Genomic DNA, 25,303 nt, shown 5'->3' with positions numbered 1-25,303 from the left:
CGCCGCGCCGGCCATGGCGCAGGTCTGGCGCAGGTCTCCTGGCGGATGACCACGGAATACCCCGAGAATAACATCTCCGAGATCGGGCTCGCGACCTTCGCCAGCCGCGTCTCCGAAAGGACGCACGGTTTTGTGACCGTCGCGAACGCCTACGAAAACGCCCTCAAGATCAATTCTGGCGAGATGCCGCGCGCCACGATCGACCGTCGGATCGCCGGAGGCGATGCCTTCGCGGGGGCGCTTTCGAGGCTCGATCCGGTGCTCGGATTGTCCACCCTGCCCTTCCTGGTCCAATCGGTGGATCTCGCCCGCGCCACCAATGTGCAGGCGCGCCCGCTCTACGAGAAGGCACTGGCAGCTCGCGGCCTGAAACTGCTCTATCTGACCATCTGGCCGGCCACGGGGCTGTGGTCCGACCAAGCGCTCGAAGGCGACAGCGATCTACCGAGACTGAATTTGCGAGCCTACGCGAAACCCAGGCAGGAGCGGAGACAACGGCGATCGTCGAATGGGCGAGACAATAATGAGGGAGCGGCAGCGGCCATCGGCGATGAACGCTCCGCCAGTGTTGTCGCTTGCCGGTCTAGTTTTTGATTGGAACCGGGCTTTCGCCGCGAATGGCGCGGTCGAGCGCATCGATCAGCGCCTGGATCTCCACGAACTTGTTGCGCGCTCGCTTGGCCGTGTCGCGCACAAAGGGAGCGGCCAGCACTTTCGCATGCGCGTCCCTGTCCTCGATCATGCGATCGCGGGCCTTCTTCAGTGTTTCAAGTCGCTCGCTCATCCGGCCTCTCCTGAAAATTTCGTTTCGATCCCAAGCCCGAACTCAGTCGAAGGACGCCGGCAGCTCGCCCTTCCGGAATAATATCTTGGGCTCGTCGTCATAGTCGCCCATTTCGGGATCGCCGCTCGACGAGAACGCAACGACGGCGAGTTTGATCAATGCCAGTCTCTCGGCCGTTCGCAGCGCGCCGCTTTCCGACTTGCAGACGATCGGAGATCCCGGCTTCAAATTTCCGCCCTTGCCGGGGTTGAAGGCTTGCACGACATAAGTTGTTTCGCTGACCACGGGGAACTTCCTTTGGCCGGCTGCAAAACGCGGCGAATGAGCCCCCCTCAACAGCCGCGGCAGATGTTCTTCAGCTTCGCTGCGGTTCTGGCCTCTTCCGCAACGAACGGGTCCTTGTAAGCGGCGCGGGACGTCTCGTTCTCCGCAGCAACGGGCGTTTTCTCCTTCGGAGGAAACGCGGCGTCGTAGCAGGCGAGACGGCCGCTCGTGCTTTCGATCACGCGGCATTCCGGTCCTGCCGCGGTGGCGCCTTGCGACAATGTGCCGAGCGTCAATGCGACAAGAATCGCACTCACACGGGCGCCTTTCCTATCCATGCAGGACAGCCGCAGCGGCGACCAGAAGCAGGAGAAACAATGGAACGACCACCGGCGGCACGATCCATTCGGCCAGACGAAATTGAGACATGCATGCTCCTGCTCAGTCGGCGGGAGCGCTCGTGACCCTCAGTCACCGGTGGATGCCATGGGAAGGGCGGTGATGGCGCGAGTCTACGCTTCCCTCACGCCAATAGCGAGCGTTAAACGGTAAGCGACCTCAGTAGGGCGGATTTCGGCGTGAGAGCTGTTGCGTCTTGTCTTGGCGCGTTGCCTTGGCCCGTGGCCTCGTTTAGGTCAAACAACGGACGGCGGTATCAACACAGGCACGGCAACATGGTTACGATCTATTTCGATCTCGACGGCACGTTGACCAATCCCAAGCCCGGGATCACCCGCTCGATCCAGTACGCCCTGGAGCGCCTGAACCTCGCGGTGCCGGACGAGGACGAGCTGACCTGGTGCATAGGTCCGCCCCTGCATGCCAGCCTGCAAAAGCTCACCGGCAGCGAGGAACTCGCCGACCGCGCGCTGCTGCTCTATCGCGAGCGCTTCAGCGATGTCGGCCTGTTCGAGAACGAGGCCTATGCCGGCATCACGGATACTCTGGCAACGCTGGCCACGACAACGCCGCGCATGTTCGTGGCCACCAGCAAGCCCGCGGTCTACGCCACCCGCATCGTCGATCATTTTGGCCTGAAGCCCTATTTCGAGCGCGTGTTCGGCTCCGAGCTCGATGGGACGCGCGTCGACAAGCGCGACCTGCTGCGCTACGCGCTCGACGAGGCGGAGGTCGACCCGAAACAGGCGATCATGATCGGCGACCGCAGCCATGACGTGGTCGGTGCTCGCACCAACGGCATGACCGCGATCGGCGTGCTCTACGGCTATGGCAGCGAGGCCGAGCTGAGGGACGCCGGCGCGCATCACATCTGCGCCGCGCATCCCGAGCTGCTCGGCCATTGCGTGGCCTAGGCGCCGACCGTTTCGACCGCCGCCAGCATGCCGGTCTTCGGGTGACAGTTCAGATATTCGAAGAACTGCTCGTCCGCGGCCGCCACCGTGACCTCGTGATAGAGCCTCAGCTTTGCCGAGGGTCCGAGCGTCGAGAGGTACTTCATCGCCGCGCCGAAGATCCTGACATGGGTCGGATGCGACTCTGCCCAGCGCTCCAGGGCGGCGAGACTCTTCCACCAGCTCTGGCCGTAGGATTTTTCGCTCGCGCTGCCCTCGGCCGCGAGCACGCGCATGTAGCGGTTGGCATAGCAGCCGATGCCGAGCCCGTCGTCGCTCAGAAAATCCATGCCCTCGCGCAGCACCGGCTCGACGTCGTCGAGATAGAGCTTTCGCTCGGAGGCCTCGGTGTCACTCCAGTCCTGCCCGGAGCGGATCAGGCAGAGATTGTCGTGAGCCTTCACCCGCAGCCGCGCGCCATCGCGGACCAGCTCCGGAGCACCGCCGGGCGCCAGCGCATCGGTTTGCGACAGCGGGATGCGGTCACGCATGCCGCCCCAATAGGCGTGCTCCTGCACCTCGCCGCTCATGCCGTCGGCGATGACTGCCACGCCTTCGGGCCGGCCGAGCGAGGAGAACAGCGTCTCGTGCCGCGCCAGTGCGGGACGCAGCACCTCGATGAAGGTGCCGACGCCCTCGCGCTGCCTTGCGGTCCAGGCCTCACGCCCCGGTTCGAACCAGGCGTCGAAACGCGCGATGTCGTCCCAATAGGCCACCGAGACGACGTTCTCATGGCCGGTGTGGTCGAGATATTGCGCGCGGTCCCAATGCGAGGGACCGCACTCGCCGGCGAACCGGCCGCCGATTTCAGCGAGCGCCTCCATCGCCGCCGCCGGTGCGGCGCCGCGATACTGCACGCCGAAATAGGCCATGACGACACGACTGACCGCGGGCTTGTAGCGCGCCACGAACGACGGGTATGGCGGCTGATAATCGTCCGGCACCCGCTTGTGGCGCGAGCGCTGAGTCTCGAGATGCAGGGGAATTGCGGATTCCATGATCAACCCTCTCAGCTCGCCGCTGCGCCGATGTCCGCGGGCTCGACGGTGTCGACCGGCAGCGCGAACTGCTCGACGCGCTGGTACCGCTTCTTGTTGAGCAGCAGCCGCGTCACGTCGGGCCGGGAATAATGCCCGGCAGGATCGGCGGCGTTCTTGGCGACGCCGATGGCGCCGAGATCGATCTCGGCGATCAACAGCCCTTCCTGGTCCGGCGCGAGCTTGTCGCCGATCTGGCTGCCGTCGGGGCCGTAGATCGCAGCAAAGCCGCCACCGGCATGCAGCAGCGCGTGCTTGTCCGGCCGATCACAGAGTTCGTCGATCATCGCTTGCGAGACTGTCGCGCAAGGCGCGAGCACGAAGCAGGAGCCTTCCACCGCGTAGACACGCGAAGCGGCGTTGTTGACCTCAGCGCCGAGCGCCGGCGCGAAGGGATCGTAGAGCGAGAAGCTCGGCCAGGCCGCGACATGCACCTGCTCGTTTTGCGCATACATCGCGTATTTCGACAGCGGCTGGAGGTGCTCCCAGCAGCAGAGCGCGCCGATGCGACCGATGTCGGGCCGCGCATGCACGGCAAGATCGCTGCCGTCACCCTCGCCATAGACGGTGCGCTCGGCATGGGTCGGCCGCAGCTTGCGGCGCTTTGCGATGGTCTCGCCGTCCGGCCCGATCAGCCATTGCGCCAGGTAAAGGCTGCCGCCATCGCGTTCGGAAAGGCCGATCACGGCGGTAAGCTTCGCCTTGCGCACGGCATCGCGCAGCCGCTCGGCCTGCGGACTGTCGTAGGAGAGCGAATTGTCGAAATAGCGCTGCACGAAGCCGCGGCCGATCGCCCAGGCCGGCGAATCCATCCAGATGTGCCAGGGGTAACCGGGGATGAACGCTTCCGGAAAGGCGATCAGCTTGGCGCCCTTCTCGGCGGCGTCCCTGATCAGGGCGATCGACTTGTCGATCGAGGCGTCGAGATCGAGCCAGGCGGGCGCCGCCTGCACCACTGCGACCTTGTATTTCGGATGTTCGATGCCCATTGCCGCCTCCATTGCCGGTTGATCGGAAGCCACGTCCGATGCAGTCTATTTGGCCAAGCCCGGCGGCCGGGCGCTCGACCGCCGCGGAACGAAAACTCGACCGGACGGGATCGCGGCCCGGTACGGGATTTGCCTCCGGTTGGGTCGGAGCTGCGCCAACACGCGATTTTGCGGGATGTGAAAGGGAGGCTCTCCAGATGCCAATCCAGTTCACCACGGACGACAGCCCCGGCCACCGGCGGCTTGCGCTCTGGCAGGATATCGTCTGCGACGTCTTCGTCGGGCTGGACTGCAAGTCCGACCTCGGCAGCGCCTTTCGCGGCTCGGTCACGCAGGCTCCGCTCGGCAAGGCTGTATGCTCGGAGGTCTGCTCGGACCGTCAGCATGTATTTCGCACGCCCTCGCGCATCGCGCGCTCGGATCAGGATTTCGTGCTGGTCGCGCTCGGCAATCGCGGTGACGGCGGCGTGGTGCAGGACGGCCGCGAGACCGTGATCCACCCCGGCGAGTTCGCGCTCTACGACACGACCCGGCCCTATGAGCTGAAGTTCAACGGCACATTTTCGCAGACCATCTTCAAGGTGCCGCGCGAGATGCTGCAGCGCCGGCTCGGCGCGACCGAAGCCCTTACCGCCAGCTCTTTCGGACCAGATTCGCCGCTGCAGAGGATCGCCTACGACTTCATCGCCCGGCTGTGCCAGAGCGCGGATCAGATCGATCCGCTCCACGCCGCCGCTCTGTCGGAACAGGCCGTCGATGTCCTCGCCATGGCACTGGGCGAACGGCTGGGCAGGACGCCGCTGCCGTCCTCGACGCATCGCTCCGCCCTGCTCTACCGGCTGAAGGCGCATATCCGGGCTCACCTTGCCGATCCCGACCTCTCGCTGTCCGATACCGCAGTGGCGCTCGGCATGTCCTCCCGCTACGTGAACGATCTCCTCGCCGACGAGGACACCTCGTTCCAGCGCTATGTCCTCGGTGAGCGTCTTGCTCAATGCAGGCGCGACCTCGCCACCCCCGTGCTCGCCCACCGCCACATCAGCGAGATCGCCTTCGCCTGGGGCTTCAACGACCTCTCGCATTTCGGCCGGGTCTTCCGCGAGCATTTCGGGATGTCCCCGCGCGACTTCCGGCAGAGTCAATTGCGGCATTGATATCAAGACAGGCATCGGTCCGAGCCTTCGCCTCGGGCGAAGGCGATGCTCGGCAATCCAGATTGTCAGATCGTCCCGCCGGCATCAGGCTGGCGCACATGAGGACTCATGTCACGACAGGCGGATCGGAGGGTGCTGGTCGTGCTGGGCTGGGGCCTGACGCTCCTGCCGCGGCAGGCGCGTGACGGCGAGGCCGTCTGCCTTCCCTCGTCTGCAACAAGAGGCGTCGCTCAGCTTTCGGCGACGACGATCAGCGCGCGCCTGACCGACGCAGTCGTCGAGGACATGCGCCTGCATGACTAGGCCGTTTCCAAGCAAGGCCGGTATGTGAGCGCGGCGTAGGACACGGCGCGTGCTTGCACTACCATCGAGGACCAAGGCTGCAGGGATCCATCAGCGGCCAGCCGAGGAGCATATCGATGGAATACCGACGCTTGGGCCGCTCAGGCCTCATGGTGCCCGCCTTGAGCTTGGGAACAGGCACTTTCGGCGGCGTGGGCCGCCTTGCTGCGTGGGGGACGACCGACGCGACCGAAGCGCGCCGCCTTCTCGATATCTGCCTCGAGGCCGGCGTGTCGATGTTCGACACCGCCGACGTCTATTCGCTCGGCGAGTCCGAGCGTGTTCTCGGCGAGGCCATAAAGGGCCGCCGCGACAAGATTTTGGTCTCGACCAAGGCAACCTTCCGCTTCGGCGACGGCCCCAACGACATCGGATCGTCACGGCAGCATCTGCTCGCGGCCATCGATGCTTCGCTCGCCCGGCTCGGCACCGATTACATCGACCTGTTCCAGCTTCACGGCTTCGACGCCTTCACCCCGCCTGAAGAGGTGCTCGCGACCCTCGACGTGCTCGTGCGCGCCGGCAAGATCCGCTATGTCGGCGTCTCGAATTTTTCGGGCTGGCACCTGATGAAGTCGCTCTCAGTCGCCGACAAGCACGGTTTTCCGCGCTACGTTGCCAACCAGACCTACTATTCATTGATCGGGCGCGACTATGAATGGGAGCTGATGCCGCTCGGCCTCGACCAGGGGTTGGGGGCGGTGGTCTGGTCGCCGCTCGGATGGGGCCGCCTCACCGGAAAAATCCGCCGGGGCCAGCCGAAGCCCGAGGTGAGCCGCCTGCCCAAGACCGCCGACTTCGGCCCGCCGGTGCCGGACGAGCATGTCTACCGCGTCGTCGATGCGATCGACGAGATCGCGAAGGAGACGGGCAAGAGTGTCTCGCAGATCGCGCTGAACTGGCTGCTCCAGCGTCCGACCGTCTCGACGCTGATCATCGGCGCGCGCAACGAGACACAGCTGCGCGAAAACCTCGGCGCGATCGGCTGGTCGCTGACCAAGGATCAGATCGCCAAGCTCGATGTCGCCAGCAAGGTGACGCTGCCCTACCCCTACTGGCACCAGCGGGGGACTTTCTCCGACCGCAATCCGCCGCCGGTGTAAGGCGCGCCCGCCCTTGAGCTGCGTCAAGCCCGCTTGCGTCGGGCGTGGCATCCTGCGGCCGTCGCGAGGCTCCCGATGCGCCGATTTGCCATGAAGGCCCTGTTCACGGCTCTCACTCTCAGAAGGGGTGAGAACGAGAGGATCGATTGGGATCGCCGCATCCTGATCTTCTCGATAGCAGTAACGATCGCCTTGGTCGCATTCTACGTCTGGGGCAAGGCAGACTTGCGCTGGGAATGACGGGGAATGCTCGATGAAGAGGTTCACGCCGGTTCTGCTGGCCGTTGGCGTGCTATGGAGCGCCGATGGTCAAGCCAAGAACTTCGAGAACATTGAGCAGCGGCACGCTGAAGCACTGTTGCAGCGGATGTGCTCGCAGTGCCACGCGGTCGGCAGGACCGGCACGAGCCCAAACAAGGTGGCGCCGCCGTTTCGCCGCCTCGGCGAGAACAAGCTCTACGATCCCGATTTCATGCAGCGCCTTCAGGACGGCTACAGCAGCATCCACCGCTTCATGCCGACGTTTCGATTCGGCCGCGACGACGCCGAGGCCGTGGTAAACTATCTCAGAGCGATTCAGGAGCCGCAGAAGCCGAAATAGCCGTCGGCTTTGGCTGGAACCATCCCGGGTCGGACCAAGTTGCGGACGAGCAACCGCGCCTCAACCGAACACGTTTGCCATGTCGTCAACTACGATCGAGCATGCCGACGGCCTGCCGCAGCCGCAGCGGAACCGAGCGGTGCTGACCATTGCGCTCGGCATCATCATGGCCGTCGTCGACAGCGCCATCGCCAACGTCGCGCTGCCGACGATCGCGGCCGACCTCGACGCGAGCCCAGCTATCTCGATCTGGATCGTCAACGGCTACCAGCTCGCGATCACGATCTCGCTCTTGCCGCTCGCCTCGCTCGGCGAGATCGTCGGCTATCGCCGTGTCTATCTGGTCGGGCTTGCACTGTTCACGCTGGCATCGGCATTTTGCGCGCTGGCGCATACGCTGCCGCTGCTGACGATCGCCCGCATCATCCAGGGCTTTGGCGCGGCCGGCATCATGAGCGTCAACTCGGCCCTGGTGCGCTTCACCTATCCGCGCAGCCAGCTCGGCCGCGGCATCGGGCTTAACGCGCTCGTCGTCGCCTTCTCGGCCGCGATCGGCCCGACGCTCGCCGCCGGCATCCTCGCGGTCGGAAGCTGGCCCTGGTTGTTCGCCATCAACGTGCCGCTCGGTGCGGTGACGCTGGTGCTGGGCCTGCGCTGCCTGCCGCACACCACGCCCGCGAGCCGTTCCTTCGACTGGCAAAGCGCGGGGCTGTCCGCCATCACCTTCGGCGTCGGCATCGCCGCGGTCGACAGCGTCGGGCACGGCGAGGCCGCCGCCACCTGCCTCGTGCAGTTCGCCATCGCTCTCGTCGCCGGCGCGCTGCTGATCTACCGCGAAACCCACATGAAGTCGCCGCTGCTGCCGGTCGACCTCTTGCGCATCCCGGTGTTCGCACTGTCGATTGCGACCTCGATCGCCTCGTTCTGCGGGCAGATGCTGGCCTTCGTCGCGATTCCCTTCTACCTGCAGAGCCGCTTCGGCTATTCGGCGGTGCATATGGGCCTGTTGATCACGCCATGGCCGATCGCGGTGGCGTTCGCAGCGCCCCTCGCCGGCCGCCTGGTCGAGCATTATCCGGCCGGCCTGCTCGGCGGCATCGGGCTCACGCTTTTCGCCTGCGGGCTTGGCGCGCTCGCCTTCCTGCCAGCGGCGCCGACGCCGCTCGACGTGATCTGGCGGATGGCGCTGGCCGGTGCCGGCTTCGGCCTGTTCCAGACCCCCAACAACCGCACCATGATCGCCGCCGCCCCGCGTGAGCGCGCCGGCGGCGCGAGCGGCATGCTGGGCACGGCGCGACTGCTCGGCCAGACCACGGGTGCGGCGCTGGTGGCGCTGTTCCTCGGCCGTTATCCGCTGGAGGGAACGCAGATGGCGCTGCTCACCGCCGTCGGCTTCGCGCTCTGCGGCGCGGCGCTGAGCATGCTGCGGCTGTCGCCCGCGGGCGCGCGCGGCGCGGAGCACGTCCGCGTGCAGGACGACCAGCGCCTGCGCGGCGAATAGCGCGTCACCGCCCGGCCGGCGACAACCCGTAGTTTTACCATGCCACCCAAGAATGATTGCGCTCGCGCTTTGGTTGCGCTTCATTGGCGATGGGACAAGGGGCATTTCATGCGATCATTTGGAATTGTGGCGCTCAGCGTCATGCTGGGCGGCTGCGCGTCTGTGACTCGCGGCACGACTGAAAACATCAGCATCTCATCGACACCTTCGGGCGTGGAAGCCGTGGTCAGCGGACTGGAGGTTCCGACCACCTGCACGACGCCCTGCGCCGTGGTCGTCAAGCGGAACGCCGACATCTCCATCACCTTCCAGAAGGAAGGCTATGAACCGCAGATCGTGCCGCTCAGCCGAGACATTCAGGGCGGCGGGGCCGCCGGCTTTGCCGGCAATCTCCTGCTGGGCGGTGTCGTCGGCATGGGGGTCGATGCCGCAACGGGCGCCGCAACCGATCACAAGCCGAATCCGGTCATCGTGACGATGCAGCCGTCGGCTCCTGCCCGCACGCGGCCGCCTGCGCCGAAGAAGCCGCGGCCGCCAGCGGCACCCGCGCCCGACACCGGCACTTAGAATCACTCACTGCTGCGACAAGCAAAAAGGCCGGCTTTTCAGCCGGCCTTTTGATTCATTGCGCGCGGATCAGACCTTGACCAGCGGGCCCTTGGAGGTCGGCCCCTTCGAGCCGCCGGGGCCGCCCGGCTTGGACTTGCCCGGCGGACGCTTGCGGGCGCCGGGGAGCTTCTCCTGCTTCGGCGTGACCGGGCCGTCGAGGAACTCGAAGCCGATCTTCTCCTTGGTCTCGTCGGCCTCGTCCTTGACGAGAACGACGCGAACGTGGCCGCCGCCCTTGAGCTTGCCGAACAGCACTTCGTCGGCCAGCGGCTTCTTGATGTGCTCCTGGATCACGCGGGCCATGGGACGTGCGCCCATCTGCTCGTCGTAACCATGCTGGACCAGCCAGACCTTGGCGGGCTCGGACAGCTCGATGGTGACGTCGCGATCGCCAAGCTGCGCCTCGAGTTGAAGCACGAACTTCTCGACCACCGTGCCGATCACCTCGACGCTGAGATGGCCGAACGAGACGATGGCATCGAGGCGATTGCGGAATTCCGGCGCGAACTGCCGGTTGATCGCCTCGTGGTCGTCGCCTTCCCGCTTCGAGCGCGTGAAGCCGAACGCCTGCTTGGCGAGATCCGCCGCGCCAGCGTTCGTAGTCATGATCAGGATCACGTTGCGGAAGTTGACCTGCTTGCCGTTGTGGTCGGTGAGCCGGCCGTGGTCCATGATCTGGAGCAGCACGTTGTAGAGGTCGGGATGCGCCTTCTCGATTTCATCGAGCAGCACCACGCAATGCGGATGCTGGTCGACGCCGTCGGTGAGCAGACCGCCCTGGTCGAAACCGACATAGCCGGGAGGCGCGCCGATCAGGCGCGAGACGGTGTGCCGCTCCATGTATTCGGACATGTCGAAGCGCAGGAGCTCGACGCCGAGGGAGGCCGCAAGCTGCTTGGCAACCTCGGTCTTGCCGACGCCGGTGGGACCGGAGAACAGGTAGCAGCCGATCGGCTTCTCCGGCTCGCGCAAGCCCGCGCGTGCGAGCTTGATCGAGGCGGCGAGCGACTCGATCGCCTTGTCCTGACCGAACACGGTGCGCTTCAGGGTCTGCTCGAGATGCTTGAGCACCTCGGCGTCGTCCTTCGACACGCTCTTCGGCGGAATCCGCGCCATCGAGGCGATCGTGGTCTCGATCTCCTTGATGCCGATGGTCTTCTTGCGCTTGTTCTCGGCGACCAGCATCTGCGCCGCACCGGATTCGTCGATCACGTCGATCGCCTTGTCCGGCAGCTTGCGGTCGTGGATGTAGCGCGAGGAGAGCTGCACCGCGGCCTCGATCGCCTCATTGGTGTATTTCAGCCGGTGGTAATCCTCGAAATACGGCTTGAGACCCTTGAGGATCGCGATCGCGTCCTCGACCGTCGGCTCGTTGATGTCGATCTTCTGGAAGCGCCGCACCAGCGCGCGGTCCTTCTCGAAGTGCTGCCGGTATTCCTTGTAGGTGGTCGAGCCCATGCAGCGGATGGTGCCCGAGGCGAGTGCCGGCTTCAGCAGGTTCGAGGCATCCATCGCCCCGCCCGACGTCGCGCCCGCACCGATCACGGTATGGATCTCGTCGATGAACAGGATGGCGTTGGGATGCGCCTCGAGCTCCTTCAGCACCTGCTTGAGGCGCTCCTCGAAGTCGCCGCGATAGCGCGTGCCGGCGAGCAGCGTGCCCATGTCGAGCGAGAACACGGTGGCAGCCGCCAGCACCTCCGGCACCTCGCTGTCGACGATGCGCTTGGCGAGGCCTTCGGCGATCGCGGTCTTGCCGACGCCGGCCTCGCCCACGAACAGCGGATTGTTCTTCTGCCGGCGGCACAGCACCTGTATCGCGCGGTTGATCTCGGAATTGCGTCCGATCACCGGATCGATCTTGCCGTCGCGCGCCTTCTTGTTGAGGTTGACGCAATAGGTCTCGAGCGCCTCGCCCTTCTTCTTTGCGTCCTCGCTGCCTTTGGTCTCGGTCTCCTCGTCGACGCCGCGTACCGGCCGCGCCTCGGACACACCGGGCCGCTTGGCGATACCATGGCTGATGTAGTTGACCGCGTCGTAGCGCGTCATGTCCTGCTCCTGCAGGAAATACGCGGCGTGGCTTTCGCGCTCGGCGAAGATCGCGATCAGCACGTTGGCGCCAGTCACCTCCTCGCGGCCGGACGACTGCACGTGGATCACCGCGCGCTGAATCACGCGCTGGAAACCGGCGGTCGGCTTGGCGTCGTCGGCGCCGTCCGTCACCAGGTTCTCGAATTCGGTCTCAAGATAATTGACGAGGCTCGTACGGAGCTTGTCGAGATCGACGCTACAGGCGCGCATGACCGCGGCTGCATCGGAGTCGTCGATCAAGGAGAGCAAGAGATGCTCGAGCGTCGCGTATTGGTGATGACGCTCGTTTGCGATCGCCAGTGCACGATGCAGGGATTGTTCAAGGCTTTGAGAAAAAGTCGGCATTCGCGTCCTCTATGGCCCCCACCATCATGATCGCCATCGCCCGGTCAGGCAACAACAACCTTTGTCACATATAGGTATACAATATCGCCGCGAAAGACCGGTTCCGCGACTCAGGCGGATGCGCACCTGCGCCGGTTACGATGCAAGACCCGTTCCCATTTGGGCGCGATCGGGGTCCGTGCAGAATTCCAAGGCTTTTCCGGCGGCGACGAACATCGCGCGCAGACATCACGCGGCGATCACATTGCGACATGCACAAGAGGCGGCTTCGAACGCGCCGTGAGAGGCCTTACTTCTTTTCCATCACGCATTGTAGCGGATGCTGGTGCTTGCGGGCGAAATCCATCACCTGCGTCACCTTGGTCTCGGCGATCTCGTAGGTGAACACGCCGCACTCACCGATCCCGTGATGGTGGACGTGCAGCATGATCTTGGTGGCGGCCTCGGCGTCCTTCTGGAAGAATTTCTCCAGCACGTGGACGACGAATTCCATCGGCGTGTAATCGTCGTTCAGGATCAGCACACGATACAGGTTCGGCCGCTTGGTCTTCGGTTTGACCTTGGTGATGACGGACGTATTTGGCGCGGCAGGACCGCCGGAACGGTTCTCGTCGTTGCTCATCCGAGGAGCGTGGGCCGCGGAGGCCGCGGACAGGTCTGGTCTGGAAGACAATTGCGGCATGGCTCAGGCGTTCAAATTCCCCACGGAAGCGTATGGCAGTACACTGCGCAGCCCCAGCCTTCGGAGCTTCGCACAGGCGCGCCGCCCTGTCGGATCGCCGCTTCCAGCCGGTCCGGTTCGAGCCGGATTGGCTTCACCGAATATGGGCCCGCCCCCGGCTCGCCGCAAGCGTGCGACGGCTCGGCCGACGGCCGCAGCGGCCCCGATTCCCGGTTCGGGCGATCCTCACCGAGGTTAATCAATCCGGACCGATTTGACAAAACCTTCCGCCCCGCCCGCTTTGAAGGCGTTTGATCAGGAACCGGCCGCCGTCGCGGCTGGCACGATCTCGCGCAGGATGCCTCCGGATTTCTACGGTGCGAACACCGCCGAATTCAATTCGAGGACCTCGGTACGCCGTTGTCGAAGCTGCGTGGCGCGCCGAAGCGAATCCCCTGCGACCAAGAAAAAAAGCCCGGCATCAGCCGGGCTTTTCGATTCCAGGACTTCCAGAGAACGTTAGTTGGCCGGAGTGAACTTCGACACGATGGTCTCGACCGGCTTGAATGCCTGCTTGGCGAGGTCGCTGTAGAGGCCGGCGATCTTCTGCGATTCCGCAACGAAGGTCTCGTAAGCGGAACGGGCGAAATCAGTCTGCGCTTCCATGGCCTTGTCCAGCGACTTCACGCCGGAAAGCTTCTCGACGAAGGACTTGGTGTCTTCGAACGACTTCTTGGTGTAGTCGCCATAGGCGCTGGCGATCGCCTGGAGGCCGTGCTGCACCGAGGTCGCGGAGGCAACGTACTGCTCGAAGTGCTCTTTCCCGTAGTTCTGAAAGTCTTCAACCTTGAACATCTTGGAATCCTTTTCCCTGACTTTGTCGGGAAGCCCCGGCTCCCTGACTCTGCCCACAATTAGTGCAACGCACAAAAAAGTCAAGAATCTTGTGCGTCGCACAAAACTAACATGCAAATCGCTGAGATTCCCGGGGTTTCCCGCAATGGTTCCTTAAGCATTTGGAAACCGCGGCCCCCTACTTTGATTCCCTGGACGTGTTCAACTTCCGCAAGCGGCCAAAAGCCGTTTGAGAACATCACCTTAGCCAGAACAGCGGCTCAGGTTCAACGTCTCCCGCGGCGAACACCAGCGGACGGACAGCCTGAGCAGGTAATGATCCCGGGTCCATTGGGCACAATTTCGCCTCACGGGCCGGTGATCAAGTCAGAAACGGGGACGGGGTTTCATGCTTCGTAAAAACTTGTCTTCCTCGCGCTTGGCGCGGGTTGGCGTTTTCGGGCTTCTTACGGTCACCACCGCGGTCATCTTCACCACCGATGCTGCCGAGGCGCGGCGCCACCGGCGTCATTACGCGCATCACCGGGTACAGCGCGATATATCCGAGAGTTCCAGCCCGAAATTTGCGTCGATCATCGTCGACGGCAATTCCGGCTCCGTGCTCCAGGCGACAAGCCCCGACGGTATCCGCCATCCGGCGTCGCTCACCAAGATCATGACGCTCTATCTGCTGTTCGAGCGCCTCGAGTCCGGCAAGATGAAGCTCGACACCGAGATGCCAGTGTCCCAACACGCCGCCGATCAGGATCCGACCAAGCTGAACCTGCGCGCCGGCCAGACCATCCGCGTCGAGGACGCGATCAAGGGTCTCGTCACCCGCTCCGCCAACGACGCCGCCGTGGTGATCGCGGAAGCCATCGCCGGCGACGAGGACGACTTCGCCACCATGATGACGCGCAAGGCGCGTTCGCTCGGCATGTCCAAGACGGTCTACCGCAACGCCAACGGCCTTCCCAACGACGAGCAGGTCACGACCGCGCGCGACCAGGCCACGCTCGGCCGCGCCATCCAGGAGCGCTTCCCGCGTTACTATCGCTATTTCGCGACCTCGACGTTCAACTGGCACGGACAGTCGATCCGCAATCACAATCACCTGCTCGGCAGCGTCGAGGGCGTGGACGGCATCAAGACCGGCTACACCCGCGCCTCCGGCTTCAACCTTGTGACCTCGATGCGCCGCGGCAACCGACACCTGATCGGCGTGGTGCTGGGCGGCCGCAGCGGCGGCTCGCGCGACGCCATCATGCGCAACCTGCTCGCGGAGAACCTCGACAAGGGCGCGACCACTCACACCGTTGCCGCGGTTACCGAGCGCAACGGCTCCGACGCCAGCACCGAGGTCGCCGACGCGTCGGATACTCCGGCGCGCCCCGCCCCCCAGGCCCAGGCCGCAGCGGCCCCTGCTCCTGAAGCAGCCCCGTCACGTCTCGCCGCGCGCCTGTCGACGCTCGCAGCTGCGACTGCCGCGGTGCCACCGGCTCAGCCCAGGCCTGAAATCAACAAGCCCGAAGTTCGGCCGACTGAATCCAAAATCGAGCCGGCGCCGCTCACCAATGGCGTGATCTCGAGCCAGCCGCTCTCCATCATCCCCGGCTCGTCCGAGCCGATGAAGCCGGTCCGGGTCAAGACGGTTCAGGTCAAGGCCGGCGCCGTGAGAGTCGCCTCCGCTGCCCCAACTCAGGTCGCACCGCAGGTTACGAGCACGATTGCGCCCCGCTCCGACGTCGCGGAAACCTCCGGCGCCGTGGTCGCGCGGGCAGACCTCATCAACAGGCCCGAGATCGTCAGCCATCCGGAAGCGCCGAGGGCCGAGATGGCCCGGACCGAGCTGCCGCGGCAGCCGGCGGGCTTCGGCACCGGCAACGGCATCCTCGGTGTGCTGCCGGCCGCAACCGCGGCCGCCGCCCCGGCGGCCCCGAGGCTCGCTTCAGCCGACCCGGCGCCGCAGCCGATCCAGATGAGCTCCACCACCAGGCCCGTCGTCACCCACAGCGGCTGGATCGTCCAGGTCGGCGCACTCGAGAGCGAGAACGAAGCCCAGCAGCGCATAGACGCTGCGCGCAGCTCGGCCCGCGGCCTGCTCAGCAAAGCCGATCCGTTCACCGAGCCGGTCGTCGCCAAAGACAATCGCAAGCTCTACCGCGCCCGCTTCGCCGGGCTCGAGCGCGACCAGGCCGAAGCCGTCTGCCGCGCCCTGAAGCGCGCCGACATCTCCTGCATCACCGTTCGCAACTGATCTTTCGCACCGCTTCGATCAAGATGCCCGCGCCTTGCGCGGGCATTTTGATTTTCGGGGTCCGGTGATGACAAGGCCGTTCCACGACAACCTCTCGTCAAGGATTTACGGTTAAAACTTTACTCAAGGGATCGACCACGCCGGCAATGGCGGGCATCGGGGCGACGGCAAACAGAGCAAGCGGGACTCACGCGGGACTGGCGTTTGTAGCGTGGAGCCGGAGTTAGCCGTTATGCGTACGAAGCAGAGTATCCTTGGCCTCGTTTACACGGGCAGCGAGATACGTCGAGCCCCCCTGGTCGGGATGGAGTTTCTTCATCAGGGACTTGTGAGCCCGGCTGATGTCGTCACGTCCCGCCCCCGGCTGCAAGCCAAGGATCTGGTAGGCTTCCTCCGTCGTCATTTTGCCGGTCGCAACCGTGCGACGCTGCCCCCCTGCCGCGTCGCCCTGCGCGTTCTGACGCCAAGCGGGAAACCGGCGGTCCAGATAGCTTTCAAGTAGGGCCACGCTCTCGGCATCGAACGCCGGGACCATTGCCAGCAGGCCTGCAAGATCGAACTCGTCGAGATCGCGCCCAGCGTGAGGCCCGGCGACGATCTGGCCCGCGAGTCGGCCAGAATCGTGGTCGAGCCGCATGTCCAGGAATTGCGAGCGCACACGCGAGGCCTGTCCGGACGGGCGCGTCGCGCCGCCGCCGAACAGCCCGCCGATATTGCCGAAGCCGGCGTTCGCCAGCGGCGTCCAGCCGAGCAGCCCGGCGCCGAATATGCCGAGCGGGATCGCCACCGCCAGTTCGCCCCGCAGGCCCGTGAAGGCTGCGACCGCCAGCGCGACGACGCCGCCGCCGAACTTGATGGTGCGCGCCAGCACCGCCGGATTCGCGGAACGGAACATCTGGAGCAGCAGATAAAGCGTGATAATTGCGACAACGCCGGCGATCAGGGTCATGGCCGGAATATAGTTGCGTCACGCCGAAAAAGCATGCCGTTGCATCCCGCCAGGCAAACCCGCCTCACTTGAGCTGCTCGATCAGCTTCGCCGCGCCGTTCGCGGTTTTGGCCAATTGCAACAGCGCCTCGCGGCCGCCGGCGGCATAGGCCGCGGCTGCGCGCAACAGCTCGCGCAATTGCGCCGCCGCGCCCGGATCGAACCGGCACCACGCCCCGCCGGTAAGCCGGGCGATCTCGCGAAAGGCCTGCTCGGCCACGGCGTCATGGCCTTCCTGAAACATGAACACGGGCACCTTGAGCATGCCTAGCTCGCCGGCCTTGGCGCAGAGTTCGTCGACCTTCTCCTCCATGGCGTCGCCGACGAAGACAACGGCACGCACGCCGGACGCAACCGCCTCGCGCCGCACCTCGCTCAGCACCTTGCCGATCTGGGTATCGCCGCCGCGGCAATCGATCTTGCTCATCAGCGCCGCAAGCCTGGCGCTGTCGGAGATCCATGCCGTGGCGCGACACTCGTTGAAGCCGCGATAGTAGACGAGCCGGATGTCGAGGCTGCCGAGCGCGGCGGTTTCGCGGAACATGTCGGCCTGCAGCGCGCACGCCATGTCCCAGGTCGGCTGCCGGCTCATCGTCGCATCCAGCGCGAAGATCAGCCGGCCTTTCGCACCGGGAGCGTGCGGCGACAGCGCACGCGCCTTGGCGACGAAGGCCGCGATGTCCTCCGAGGTCGCCGTCCCCGCCTGCGGCACTGCGCCGCCAGATTGCGCCGAGACGGCATCGCGGCCGCACGGTTTGATGGGTTCGCCCGACATCTCTTGACCCTGCGTGAGCAACTAATGTGGTCAGCGCGTGCAGCCCGGTCAATGAGCAAAGCCCCCGCCAGCGGAGGCCGGCAGGGGCTTTGAAATCGCTGCTGACGATGAGGGCGATGTCAGCGAGTAGGCTGTCAGCGAGGAGGCTGTCAGCTCTTGGCGGGCGCCATCAGAGCGACCGGACCAGGCTCGAGAATCTTGGGCGGGGAAGCCTGCGTGTTGACCGGCGCCACGTCGCTGTCGGTCGCGCTCAGGAATTTGTCGAGCATGCCCTGAATCGAGTTCTTGGCCACATCCGGACCGGTGTCGCGCATGTCGTTGTGCTGGAATTCGGTTTTGACGACCTGGATTCCGGCCTTTTCGCACTCCTCCTCGGTCGGGATCACGCCCGCATCGGTCTTAAACTGCGGATCCTGCGAACGGAACGACAGGATCTTGAACTTGCCGGCGGTGACGAAGGGCACACGCAGATTGTCGAGCGTGACGACCTTCTTGACCTCATCCGGATACTGCTTGGCGAAATACATCGTGATGTCGCCGCCCATGGAGTGGCCGACCATCGTCACCTTGGCGTAGTCGGCGTTGGGCTGAACCTTCTTCATCTCCTGCATGGCGAGATGGATGTTGGCGACGCCGCGCAGAATCTGCGGCAGGCGGCCGACATAGAGCTCGCCCGGTTTGGTCACCATCGGAGGATCGGTCGGCAAATCATGCTGCGGGCTGACGACCATGTAGCCGCGCGCGGCGAAGATGTTGGCGAGGAAACCGTACTCGGTGTTCTTGACGGTATTGCCGTGATTGATCACGGCAACGGGCAACGTGATCATGCCGGCATTGGCCTGCATTTCCTTGTCGCGGCGGATCGCGATGTCGACGGGCACCGGACGGTTGTCGCGCGAAGCGTCGTAGAAGGTGATGGTCTCGTGCTTGATCGCCCACTTGCTCGCGGTGAAATAGGCGACGCCACAGAGGGCACCGACGGAAACCAGAACGGCAATTCCACGCTTCATTTTCGTCCTCAGCCTCAGGCTCTTTTGCGGCCTGATCCCTGTTGAAAATCGTGTTTCTTCCGGAGCTCTTCGGCCCCTGGTCGCCTATTCCCTAATATATGTCACAGCCGCGTGACAGGAAGGCTAAATATTGTGAATTGGCAGCCCTTTCATTGTGCGTCGCACGCGTTTCTTGGGCACCCACTTTCTTACGGCTACGTGAGGGTGCAGGTCACCATCCGACGCAACCGGTCTCGATTGGGTTCAATTTTGCAGTAAACGCGTGGTGAAAACGACCGAGCGCAGGCTTGGGTTCCCGCGGGAAGCGACCGCCTTATCGATTGGAAGTAGCGATATACCGCTGCCTCAGGCGCCGAGGATGTCGTGGACCTCGAGCGGCTTGTCGACCTGATTGAACCACTCGGCGCGGTTCGCCGCGCGGCGGCGGCCGCGCTCGTCGAGCGGCAGCTTGAGCTGACGCAGCAGGCTCGTCACCTCCTCCCGCGCGGTGAGATGGCCGAGATTGGGCCGCATGCCGAGCGTGGCTTCGTCGATCTCGTCGAGGGCGGTCAGACCACGCGGGAAGAACTCGCGATAGACGACGCGCTCGGCGAAGCCGTCGACGTAGCGGAAGCCGAGTCGCAGCGACAAATCCTTGAGGCCCTCGGCAACCAACTGCTTGTTGCGCGAACCGAGCATGGACAGGCGGTTGCGCACGACGATCCAGTCGGTGGTCGCGCCGTCGAGCTGGCGGCGCTTGCGGCGGGTATCCCGCACCATCTCGGCGTAATGGCTCTCGCCCGTGACGGCGTAGTTCGCCGGATCGACGGTGCCGAGCACATCGAAATCGAGGAAGCTGTCGTTGATCGGGGTCACCAGCGTATCGGCCATCGAGTGCGCGAGCCGCATCAGGTAGCTGTCGGTACCGGGCGTATCGATCACGATGAAGTCGAAGCTGCGCTCGACCGCAGAGACCGCCTCCATGAACTGCTGGAACTCGGAATTCTCGTTCTCGGCGATCTGCATGGTCTCGCCGAGCTTGATGCAGCGATGCACCGGCAGTTCGAGGTCGAGCTTGGTGCGGCGTGCCCAGGCGGACCGGTTGCCGATGTAACGGGTAAAGCTCTGCTGACGGCAGTCGAGGTCGATGGTGGCGACGCGCTGGCCGGCTTTCAGGAGCGCCACCGCAATGTGCAGGGCGGTGGTCGACTTGCCGGAGCCGCCCTTCTCGTTGCCGAGCACGACCACATGCGCCGAGCCGGACTGGCCTTGGCTAGCTTGCACAAGCATCGCGATCCTCAACACCCCCGACGATGATCTTCGAATTGGCCGCGTCTGCGGTCAAGTGAAATGCGTGACAGGTCATGCAAATCGCAGCGCGCCGTTTTTCATCATGAATCGCTGTGCCGCCTCGCGTCTGTGATCCAGCCCACAATGTCGCGACATCCTCCGCAGGCTTGCGCGGGATGCTGTGCCGCATCCGGATGCATGGCGTCCATGACGCCCGCTTGTTAAGGTTAGCCGGCCGGACCACGAGCCGCGCCCGCTCCAAATCCCAACCCCGCCGAGTCCCGATGTCGCCACGCCCCTTGATCGCCCGCACGGTCCCTGCCCTGCGACGCGCCGTCGACAATCTTCGCAAGCGCAAGGCCACGATCGCGCTGGTGCCGACCATGGGAGCGCTCCATGACGGGCATGTGTCGCTGGTGCGCCTTGCCAAGCGGCGCGCAAGCCGCGTCGTGGTGTCGATCTTCGTCAACCCGACGCAGTTCGCCCCGACCGAGGATTTCGGCGCCTATCCGCGCACCTGGAAGGCCGACATCGCCAAGCTCGCGGCCGAGGACGTCGATGTCGTCTGGCATCCCGGCGCCGAGGCCATGTATCCGGAGGGCTTTGCGACCCGCATCGTGCCGGAGGGACCGGCGCTGGCCGGCCTCGAGGACCGCTTTCGGCCGCACTTCTTCGGCGGCGTCGCCACCGTCGTCGGCAAGCTGTTCACGCAATGCCGGCCGGACGTCGCGATCTTCGGCGAGAAGGACTTTCAGCAATTGCGGGTGGTGACGCAGATGGCGCGGGATCTCGACCTCGGCGTCAAGGTGATCGGCTCCCGCACCGTCCGCGAGCGCGACGGGCTCGCGATGTCCTCGCGCAACGTCTACCTGTCGCCTCAGGAGCGGCAGACCGCGACCACGCTGTACCGCGCCATGAAGGAGAGCGCCGCGCGCATCCGTGCCGGCGAGGCGATCGCCCCCGCGATGGCGCACGGGGCCGGGATGATCACGGCCGCCGGCTTCGCGCTCGACTATTTCGAGCTGCGCCACGCCGCGACGCTGGCAGAGGTCGCCTCGCGCAAGGACGGCCCGTTGCGGATCCTGGTCGCCGCCAATCTCGGTAGCACCCGGCTGATCGACAATCTCGCGGTTTAGAGCAATCCGAGATCGCGCAGCTCGCGGCGCATCGGCTCGGGCATGGCCGCGATCGAGCCGGCGGCGGACTTGCCGAGATCGGGCGGCACGGATTCATCGGCGAGATAGCGCCAACCCTGGAACGGCCGCATCGGTCGCGGCGACACCGGGATCACCTTCGGCTGCATCACGATCCGGCAGCGTCCGATGCCGTCCTTGTCGCGGAACGGCTCGATGCCGATGATCTTTTCGCGCGCGGCGATCTCGCCCTTGATTACCCAATAGAGCGACCCGCCCGACAGAATCTCCGCGTCGCGCTTGGGCACCATGCGGGTGATGTGGATGTGATGTTGCGGCAGACCCTTCTTCTTGGCGGTCTGCATCCGTTCGGCGATCCACTCCTTCAATTCCTTGACGGAGTCGCAGCCGACGGCGAGCTTGATCAGATGTAGTGGCATGCCCAAGCATTAGCCGGGCAGCCACCCATTTGGAATGCCGATCTACTCGTTATCCGCAGCTGCGGGAGCCGCGGCCGGCGGTGCGAGCGGAACCGGTGCTGCCGCCGGCGCCCGCGCAGCCTTCGGTGCAGGCGGCTTCTTCGCGGCCGGTGCGGCGTGCACTGCGGTCTGCGCCGCGGCCGCAGCCGGCGCGCGCGGAGCCGGCGCTGCGGCTGCGTTTGCGGCCGGCGCCGCCTGGCGGGCCGGCGGCTCCGGATTCATGATGCTCACCGGGGGCGTCGACGAGGCGCTCGGGAACTCCGCATTGGTGGGCTTGCCCGTCGGCATCGACGGCGGCAGCCCGGCAAGCGCAGCCGTGGCCGGCATCGACGGCGCCGCTGCGGGCGCATTCCAGGTCGGCGCATAGCGTGCGACCAGCGTGTCGTAGAGATGGGAATCCATGTTGGCCGCGACCTGTTGCTGATCGCTCAGCGAGCGGAAGGCCGCGCAGTCGAACTGCGTGCAGCCGTCGCGCGCGACCAGCACCTGCGCGACCAGGCCATAGCGATCACGCTCCAGCGACTTGCGCAGCACCTTCGTGTCGAGCGTCAGGCCGTTGTCGGCGGTTGCCGCATCGCCGAGCGCGGTCAGCCGGTCGATGCGGGCCGCTGTGGCGGCGACGGCCGCGGCCGCCGCGTCAGGCGCGCCGAACAGCGCCTTCTCGCACCCAATGGCCACAGCATCGCCGGCGAGATCGTCGAGACAGGACAGCGCCGGCAGGCTCGCGGTGACGGCGGCCTGGGCGCGCGCCTCGGTCGGCATGGCCTGCCCCGCCGGTCCATAGACGCGCACGGTCGCAGCCACGGCTGTGGCAATCGCGATCAGCGTAATGACGGCCAGCGCGCCGTTGGCGACCGATCTCTCGGCGCGCGGCAGCGTGATCAGGAGAATCAGTCCGAAGAAGCCGGCAGCCGCCAGCGTCATCCACATCGGAAAGGCCGGCGAGCGCCAGATTTGATCCAGCGAAGTGGCCCATGCCCAGTTCATGCGCGACGTCCCCTCACGCGAGCAAAGAGCGAATGGTCAAAGCGAGCACCGCGAACCGGCAACCGCCCCGGCCCACCTTGTGAAGGTGAAGCGGGCCTTTTGACGGCGGCAGGACACAAATTCCCGGAGGCGCCGATGCCGGCGGCGTCGGCCTTCAGGACAGCGCGAGCTGGCTTTCCTTGGCGACGCGTTCGAAGGCTTCGGTCGAGCTCTTGATCCGATACTGGCAGTCGTCGCCATCGGTCGGCAGCAGACGGATGACCTCATACGAGCCGCTGGCAGCGGGGCGCGCGACGTTGCTGGCCGTGAACAATACGCGCGCTCCAATCGGGAATTTGTGCTTCAACACCCTCTCCATCACTCAAACAGCGCCTGCCCCGCCCATGGTCCCACTGCGGCGGCCGGCCGGAAACCCGCCCGTCATATAGCATGCGACCGGGCTTTTTGGCCAGCAGTATGCGGCATGGCAAAGGCACCAATTTTGCAGTCTTTTCAGAGTGATCGGCCAGCGGATGATACCGCCGGAACCGGCCCTTCAGGCGCTATGGGGCAGATGGCCGTCGGGGCTGGCGTGGTCCACGGCCTTGGGCACTTCCTGGGCCAGAATCTGGCCGAGCTGGTCGACCGGGATGTTGTAGCGCGCAGCCAATTGGCGAACGGTGTCGCTGCCGAGCACGGCGCGGAGCTGGTCGGCCGAGATCGGCAGGTTCTGGCCGTTGCCGAGCCAGGATTTGACCTGTTCGCCGAAGCCGGCCTGCTGGAGCTTGGCGACGATCGCGCTGAGGCCGCCCTGATTGTTGCTGCCGAGCACCTCGTTCAGCACGGCCGGCAACACGGCGGCGCCGAGCTGGCCGAGCGCACTGCGGAGCGCGGGGTTGTTCTCCAGCGAGTCCAGGATTCCCATGGCCGTCTGCTCTCCTTGCCGATCACCGGGCGATTGAGCGCCGCCGGCTTGCTCAACGTCAAGCGAGGCCCGATCACGATTGCGGGTTACATGGTCTCGAACTTTGCGATGACGAGCGTCTCGGCGAGCCCGTCCTTGGTCCATTCCTGGAACGCCGGCAGACCGAGCATCGTGTCCATGTAGGCCTGGGTCTCCGGCGTGACCTCGATCGCGTAGGTGCGGAAGCGGTGCACGACCGGGGCATACATCGCATCCGCCGCGCCGAAGCGGCCGAACAGGAAAGGTCCGCCGGCACCATACCGGGTCCGGCACTCGCGCCAGATCTCCTGCACGCGCGCGATGTTGGCCTTGGCGTCCGCCGACAACGGCACGGGACCCACGGGGCGGTGCAGGTTCATGCCGCATTCGTTGCGCAGGGCCATGAAGCCCGAATGCATCTCGGCGCAGACGGAACGGGCGTGGGCGCGGGCGGCGACATCGTCCGGCCACAGCTTCTTTTCCGGATAACGCTCGGCGATGTATTCGATGATGCTGAGCGAATCCCACACCGTGAGATCGCCATCGACCAGCACCGGCACCTTGCCGGCGCGACTGAAGGAGATGATCTGCTCCTTGTCCGCGGGATTGTCGGTGTAGAGCGGGATGACGGTCTCCGCGAACGGGATGTCGTTGGCGCGGAGCGCGAGCCAGGGCCGCATCGACCATGACGAGTAGTTCTTGTTGCCGATCGCGAGTTTCAGCGCAGCCATGTCACCAGTCCTTCTCGAGAGTCTGCCGGATGCGGCTGCTTTTAGCGCCAACGCGTGCCACCAATCAATCGTTGCCGGGCTGGATCATGCGTGGCAATCGTTGCGATCTCGCGAGGAGACAGACATGAGCAGGCATTGGGTCGACATCACCGCGATCAGCTTCTTCGTCATCGAATGGCTGGTCTATGCCATGACGCTCGAGCACTCGGCCTATGGCCGCAACAGCCTGTCGGCGCGCATGAACGGCTATCGCGAGGTCTGGGTCCGCCGCCTGCTCGATCGCGAGGCCCGAATGGTCGACATGCAGATCATGGCCTCGCTCCAGAACGGCACCGCGTTCTTCGCCTCGACCAGCCTGTTCGCGCTCGGCGGCGCTCTGGCGCTGCTGCACGCCACCAACGACGCCATCACCATTTTGGGCAAGCTGCCGATCGACCTCAGCACCTCGCCCGCGATGTGGGAGCTGAAATGCGTCGGCCTGGTGCTGATCTGCGTCTACGCCTTCTTCAAGTTCGCCTGGGCCTACCGCCTGTTCAACTATGTCGCGATCCTGTTCGGCGGCATGCCGCCGGCCTCGCAGCGCGGCACGCCGCAGGCCGAAGCTCATGTGATCCGCACCTCGCGTGTGTTCGAGTCGGCCGGCCGCCACTTCAACCGCGGCCAGCGCGCCTTCTTCTTCGCACTCGGCTATCTCGGCTGGTTCGTCAGCCCCTGGGTGCTGTTCGTGACCACGGCAGCCGTGGTGATCGTGACCTGGCGACGTCAGTTCGCCTCCAGTGCATGGGCTGCAATGGCGCCGGAGGTGGCGACCGACGGCGACGCGATGCAGAAGCGCGGTCATTGGGCTCCGCAGCGCGAGAGCGAGATGTGACGCATGCTTTCTCCGCGTGCTCATGCGAGCGCAATGACGGAGCGAGGGGTGACATCACAGTCCTGCGACACACATTTCGACTTGCAGGCACGCCTTCGCGTCCTCGCGGCGCAATTCGCCCGAGCTTTGCTTGGTCGCTCCACCCTCTTTAAGCCAAGAGGGCGCAGGGAAGGCCGGGTGCCGGCTGGCACCCGCGGTCCGCTGCGCGAAAAGC

The 25,303-nt window shown here is 65.2% G+C and carries 28 protein-coding genes; 11 read left to right on the top strand and 17 right to left on the bottom strand.

The window, feature by feature from the left end:
• Positions 1-45: 45 nt before the first annotated feature.
• Positions 46-594, top strand: coding sequence for a type 2 periplasmic-binding domain-containing protein (locus JQ572_RS26775; RefSeq protein WP_249129397.1), 549 nt, complete (start codon positions 46-48; stop codon positions 592-594).
• Here JQ572_RS26775 and JQ572_RS26770 read toward each other — a convergent pair.
• From JQ572_RS26770 to JQ572_RS26760, 3 genes are read right to left on the bottom strand one after another with little or no spacing between them, the layout of a single operon-like run.
• Positions 584-784 carry a hypothetical protein gene (locus tag JQ572_RS26770; protein WP_211385845.1) on the bottom strand — a complete coding sequence of 67 codons (201 nt, stop codon included), beginning with the start codon at positions 782-784 and terminating at the stop codon, positions 584-586. The genes JQ572_RS26775 and JQ572_RS26770 overlap by 11 nt on opposite strands.
• A gap of 42 nt (positions 785-826) precedes the next feature.
• Complete coding sequence (locus tag JQ572_RS26765; protein ID WP_211385844.1) at positions 827-1,069, bottom strand: hypothetical protein; 243 nt, start codon at positions 1,067-1,069, stop codon at positions 827-829.
• 47 nt (positions 1,070-1,116) lie between these two features.
• Positions 1,117-1,365: a hypothetical protein gene (locus JQ572_RS26760; protein WP_349643113.1), complete on the bottom strand. Its 249-nt coding sequence runs from the start codon at positions 1,363-1,365 to the stop codon at positions 1,117-1,119.
• Positions 1,366-1,722: 357 nt separating this feature from the next.
• On the opposite strand from JQ572_RS26760, the gene JQ572_RS26755 reads away from it, so the two are divergent.
• Complete coding sequence (locus JQ572_RS26755; RefSeq protein ID WP_211385842.1) at positions 1,723-2,361, top strand: HAD family hydrolase; 639 nt, start codon at positions 1,723-1,725, stop codon at positions 2,359-2,361.
• Here JQ572_RS26755 and JQ572_RS26750 read toward each other — a convergent pair.
• Together JQ572_RS26750 and JQ572_RS26745 are read right to left on the bottom strand one after the other, a co-directional pair.
• Positions 2,358-3,398, bottom strand: coding sequence for a phenylacetaldoxime dehydratase family protein (locus tag JQ572_RS26750; RefSeq protein ID WP_211385841.1), 1,041 nt, complete (start codon positions 3,396-3,398; stop codon positions 2,358-2,360). The genes JQ572_RS26755 and JQ572_RS26750 overlap by 4 nt on opposite strands.
• 11 nt (positions 3,399-3,409) lie before the next feature.
• Positions 3,410-4,426, bottom strand: a complete 1,017-nt coding sequence (locus JQ572_RS26745; RefSeq protein ID WP_211385840.1) for a carbon-nitrogen hydrolase family protein — start codon at positions 4,424-4,426, stop codon at positions 3,410-3,412.
• Positions 4,427-4,623: 197 nt separating this feature from the next.
• Between JQ572_RS26745 and JQ572_RS26740 the strand changes: the two genes are divergently transcribed.
• The 6 genes from JQ572_RS26740 (at position 4,624) to JQ572_RS26715 (ending at position 9,694) form a co-directional block, all read left to right on the top strand.
• On the top strand, positions 4,624-5,580 hold the full coding sequence (locus tag JQ572_RS26740; RefSeq protein WP_211385839.1) for an AraC-like ligand-binding domain-containing protein: 957 nt from the start codon (positions 4,624-4,626) through the stop codon (positions 5,578-5,580).
• A gap of 108 nt (positions 5,581-5,688) precedes the next feature.
• On the top strand, positions 5,689-5,883 hold the full coding sequence (locus tag JQ572_RS26735; RefSeq protein ID WP_249129394.1) for a hypothetical protein: 195 nt from the start codon (positions 5,689-5,691) through the stop codon (positions 5,881-5,883).
• 116 nt (positions 5,884-5,999) lie between these two features.
• Positions 6,000-7,025, top strand: a complete 1,026-nt coding sequence (locus tag JQ572_RS26730) for an aldo/keto reductase (protein ID WP_211385838.1) — start codon at positions 6,000-6,002, stop codon at positions 7,023-7,025.
• A 253-nt stretch (positions 7,026-7,278) separates the two neighbouring features.
• Entirely contained in the window at positions 7,279-7,626 is a 348-nt protein-coding gene (locus JQ572_RS26725; protein ID WP_211385837.1) for a c-type cytochrome, read from the top strand.
• 79 nt (positions 7,627-7,705) lie between these two features.
• Positions 7,706-9,127, top strand: coding sequence for an MFS transporter (locus JQ572_RS26720; RefSeq protein ID WP_211385836.1), 1,422 nt, complete (start codon positions 7,706-7,708; stop codon positions 9,125-9,127).
• 108 nt (positions 9,128-9,235) lie between these two features.
• A complete protein-coding gene (locus tag JQ572_RS26715; RefSeq protein ID WP_211385835.1) occupies positions 9,236-9,694 on the top strand; it encodes a peptidase associated/transthyretin-like domain-containing protein in 459 nt (152 codons plus the stop codon).
• A 69-nt stretch (positions 9,695-9,763) separates the two neighbouring features.
• Here the strand turns inward: JQ572_RS26715 and clpA are convergent, their stop codons facing one another.
• The 3 genes from clpA to JQ572_RS26700 form a co-directional block, all read right to left on the bottom strand.
• A complete protein-coding gene (gene clpA / locus JQ572_RS26710; RefSeq protein WP_211385834.1) occupies positions 9,764-12,172 on the bottom strand; it encodes an ATP-dependent Clp protease ATP-binding subunit ClpA in 2,409 nt (802 codons plus the stop codon).
• 289 nt (positions 12,173-12,461) lie between these two features.
• Positions 12,462-12,794: an ATP-dependent Clp protease adapter ClpS gene (gene clpS, locus JQ572_RS26705; protein ID WP_211385833.1), complete on the bottom strand. Its 333-nt coding sequence runs from the start codon at positions 12,792-12,794 to the stop codon at positions 12,462-12,464.
• A gap of 558 nt (positions 12,795-13,352) precedes the next feature.
• On the bottom strand, positions 13,353-13,688 hold the full coding sequence (locus JQ572_RS26700) for a phasin family protein (RefSeq protein WP_211385832.1): 336 nt from the start codon (positions 13,686-13,688) through the stop codon (positions 13,353-13,355).
• 388 nt (positions 13,689-14,076) lie between these two features.
• On the opposite strand from JQ572_RS26700, the gene JQ572_RS26695 reads away from it, so the two are divergent.
• Positions 14,077-15,924 (top strand): D-alanyl-D-alanine carboxypeptidase, encoded by a 1,848-nt coding sequence (locus tag JQ572_RS26695; RefSeq protein WP_211385831.1) that lies wholly within the window; start codon positions 14,077-14,079, stop codon positions 15,922-15,924.
• Positions 15,925-16,147: 223 nt separating this feature from the next.
• On the opposite strand, the gene JQ572_RS26690 is transcribed toward JQ572_RS26695, so the two are convergent.
• The 4 genes from JQ572_RS26690 to JQ572_RS26675 all read right to left on the bottom strand — a co-directional run bounded on the left by JQ572_RS26690 (position 16,148) and on the right by JQ572_RS26675 (position 19,966).
• Positions 16,148-16,873 carry a DnaJ domain-containing protein gene (locus JQ572_RS26690; protein WP_211385830.1) on the bottom strand — a complete coding sequence of 242 codons (726 nt, stop codon included), beginning with the start codon at positions 16,871-16,873 and terminating at the stop codon, positions 16,148-16,150.
• A gap of 64 nt (positions 16,874-16,937) precedes the next feature.
• Positions 16,938-17,687 (bottom strand): VWA domain-containing protein, encoded by a 750-nt coding sequence (locus tag JQ572_RS26685; RefSeq protein ID WP_211385829.1) that lies wholly within the window; start codon positions 17,685-17,687, stop codon positions 16,938-16,940.
• A 149-nt stretch (positions 17,688-17,836) separates the two neighbouring features.
• Positions 17,837-18,697, bottom strand: coding sequence for an alpha/beta fold hydrolase (locus tag JQ572_RS26680; RefSeq protein WP_211385828.1), 861 nt, complete (start codon positions 18,695-18,697; stop codon positions 17,837-17,839).
• Between the two features lie 345 nt (positions 18,698-19,042).
• Positions 19,043-19,966, bottom strand: coding sequence for a division plane positioning ATPase MipZ (locus JQ572_RS26675; protein WP_211385827.1), 924 nt, complete (start codon positions 19,964-19,966; stop codon positions 19,043-19,045).
• Positions 19,967-20,250: 284 nt separating this feature from the next.
• On the opposite strand from JQ572_RS26675, the gene panC reads away from it, so the two are divergent.
• A complete protein-coding gene (gene panC, locus JQ572_RS26670; protein WP_211385826.1) occupies positions 20,251-21,102 on the top strand; it encodes a pantoate--beta-alanine ligase in 852 nt (283 codons plus the stop codon).
• Here panC and JQ572_RS26665 read toward each other — a convergent pair.
• The 5 genes from JQ572_RS26665 to JQ572_RS26645 all read right to left on the bottom strand — a co-directional run bounded on the left by JQ572_RS26665 (position 21,099) and on the right by JQ572_RS26645 (position 24,218).
• A complete protein-coding gene (locus tag JQ572_RS26665) occupies positions 21,099-21,539 on the bottom strand; it encodes a DUF1489 family protein (RefSeq protein ID WP_211385825.1) in 441 nt (146 codons plus the stop codon). The genes panC and JQ572_RS26665 overlap by 4 nt on opposite strands.
• Positions 21,540-21,581: 42 nt before the next feature.
• Positions 21,582-22,565 (bottom strand): hypothetical protein, encoded by a 984-nt coding sequence (locus tag JQ572_RS26660; protein ID WP_211385824.1) that lies wholly within the window; start codon positions 22,563-22,565, stop codon positions 21,582-21,584.
• 154 nt (positions 22,566-22,719) lie between these two features.
• Positions 22,720-22,923 carry a hypothetical protein gene (locus JQ572_RS26655; RefSeq protein WP_007611353.1) on the bottom strand — a complete coding sequence of 68 codons (204 nt, stop codon included), beginning with the start codon at positions 22,921-22,923 and terminating at the stop codon, positions 22,720-22,722.
• Between the two features lie 177 nt (positions 22,924-23,100).
• On the bottom strand, positions 23,101-23,469 hold the full coding sequence (locus JQ572_RS26650) for a YidB family protein (RefSeq protein WP_211385823.1): 369 nt from the start codon (positions 23,467-23,469) through the stop codon (positions 23,101-23,103).
• An 86-nt stretch (positions 23,470-23,555) separates the two neighbouring features.
• Positions 23,556-24,218: a glutathione S-transferase family protein gene (locus tag JQ572_RS26645; protein ID WP_211385822.1), complete on the bottom strand. Its 663-nt coding sequence runs from the start codon at positions 24,216-24,218 to the stop codon at positions 23,556-23,558.
• Positions 24,219-24,342: 124 nt separating this feature from the next.
• Here JQ572_RS26645 and JQ572_RS26640 point away from each other — a divergent pair, with 124 nt between their 5' ends.
• Entirely contained in the window at positions 24,343-25,089 is a 747-nt protein-coding gene (locus JQ572_RS26640) for a DUF599 domain-containing protein (RefSeq protein WP_211385821.1), read from the top strand.
• Positions 25,090-25,303: the final 214 nt, after the last annotated feature.

This window comes from Bradyrhizobium sp. SZCCT0153, assembly GCF_018129995.1.
Taxonomy (GTDB): Bacteria; Pseudomonadota; Alphaproteobacteria; order Rhizobiales; family Xanthobacteraceae; genus Bradyrhizobium; species Bradyrhizobium japonicum_G.
Note: the sequence above shows the minus strand (reverse complement) of the source record. Positions and strands in the feature narration are given on the sequence as shown.

Coding starts and splice junctions, on each gene's coding strand:
- JQ572_RS26775 (WP_249129397.1), top strand. CDS start 46: ATGACCACGGAATACCCCGAGAATAACATCTCCGAGATCGGGCTCGCG.
- JQ572_RS26770 (WP_211385845.1), bottom strand. CDS start 784: ATGAGCGAGCGACTTGAAACACTGAAGAAGGCCCGCGATCGCATGATC.
- JQ572_RS26755 (WP_211385842.1), top strand. CDS start 1,723: ATGGTTACGATCTATTTCGATCTCGACGGCACGTTGACCAATCCCAAG.
- JQ572_RS26750 (WP_211385841.1), bottom strand. CDS start 3,398: ATGGAATCCGCAATTCCCCTGCATCTCGAGACTCAGCGCTCGCGCCAC.
- JQ572_RS26745 (WP_211385840.1), bottom strand. CDS start 4,426: ATGGGCATCGAACATCCGAAATACAAGGTCGCAGTGGTGCAGGCGGCG.
- JQ572_RS26740 (WP_211385839.1), top strand. CDS start 4,624: ATGCCAATCCAGTTCACCACGGACGACAGCCCCGGCCACCGGCGGCTT.
- JQ572_RS26735 (WP_249129394.1), top strand. CDS start 5,689: ATGTCACGACAGGCGGATCGGAGGGTGCTGGTCGTGCTGGGCTGGGGC.
- JQ572_RS26730 (WP_211385838.1), top strand. CDS start 6,000: ATGGAATACCGACGCTTGGGCCGCTCAGGCCTCATGGTGCCCGCCTTG.
- JQ572_RS26725 (WP_211385837.1), top strand. CDS start 7,279: ATGAAGAGGTTCACGCCGGTTCTGCTGGCCGTTGGCGTGCTATGGAGC.
- JQ572_RS26720 (WP_211385836.1), top strand. CDS start 7,706: ATGTCGTCAACTACGATCGAGCATGCCGACGGCCTGCCGCAGCCGCAG.
- JQ572_RS26715 (WP_211385835.1), top strand. CDS start 9,236: ATGCGATCATTTGGAATTGTGGCGCTCAGCGTCATGCTGGGCGGCTGC.
- clpA (WP_211385834.1), bottom strand. CDS start 12,172: ATGCCGACTTTTTCTCAAAGCCTTGAACAATCCCTGCATCGTGCACTG.
- clpS (WP_211385833.1), bottom strand. CDS start 12,794: ATGAGCAACGACGAGAACCGTTCCGGCGGTCCTGCCGCGCCAAATACG.
- JQ572_RS26700 (WP_211385832.1), bottom strand. CDS start 13,688: ATGTTCAAGGTTGAAGACTTTCAGAACTACGGGAAAGAGCACTTCGAG.
- JQ572_RS26695 (WP_211385831.1), top strand. CDS start 14,077: ATGCTTCGTAAAAACTTGTCTTCCTCGCGCTTGGCGCGGGTTGGCGTT.
- JQ572_RS26690 (WP_211385830.1), bottom strand. CDS start 16,873: ATGACCCTGATCGCCGGCGTTGTCGCAATTATCACGCTTTATCTGCTG.
- JQ572_RS26685 (WP_211385829.1), bottom strand. CDS start 17,687: ATGTCGGGCGAACCCATCAAACCGTGCGGCCGCGATGCCGTCTCGGCG.
- JQ572_RS26680 (WP_211385828.1), bottom strand. CDS start 18,697: ATGAAGCGTGGAATTGCCGTTCTGGTTTCCGTCGGTGCCCTCTGTGGC.
- JQ572_RS26675 (WP_211385827.1), bottom strand. CDS start 19,966: ATGCTTGTGCAAGCTAGCCAAGGCCAGTCCGGCTCGGCGCATGTGGTC.
- panC (WP_211385826.1), top strand. CDS start 20,251: ATGTCGCCACGCCCCTTGATCGCCCGCACGGTCCCTGCCCTGCGACGC.
- JQ572_RS26665 (WP_211385825.1), bottom strand. CDS start 21,539: ATGCCACTACATCTGATCAAGCTCGCCGTCGGCTGCGACTCCGTCAAG.
- JQ572_RS26660 (WP_211385824.1), bottom strand. CDS start 22,565: ATGAACTGGGCATGGGCCACTTCGCTGGATCAAATCTGGCGCTCGCCG.
- JQ572_RS26655 (WP_007611353.1), bottom strand. CDS start 22,923: ATGGAGAGGGTGTTGAAGCACAAATTCCCGATTGGAGCGCGCGTATTG.
- JQ572_RS26650 (WP_211385823.1), bottom strand. CDS start 23,469: ATGGGAATCCTGGACTCGCTGGAGAACAACCCCGCGCTCCGCAGTGCG.
- JQ572_RS26645 (WP_211385822.1), bottom strand. CDS start 24,218: ATGGCTGCGCTGAAACTCGCGATCGGCAACAAGAACTACTCGTCATGG.
- JQ572_RS26640 (WP_211385821.1), top strand. CDS start 24,343: ATGAGCAGGCATTGGGTCGACATCACCGCGATCAGCTTCTTCGTCATC.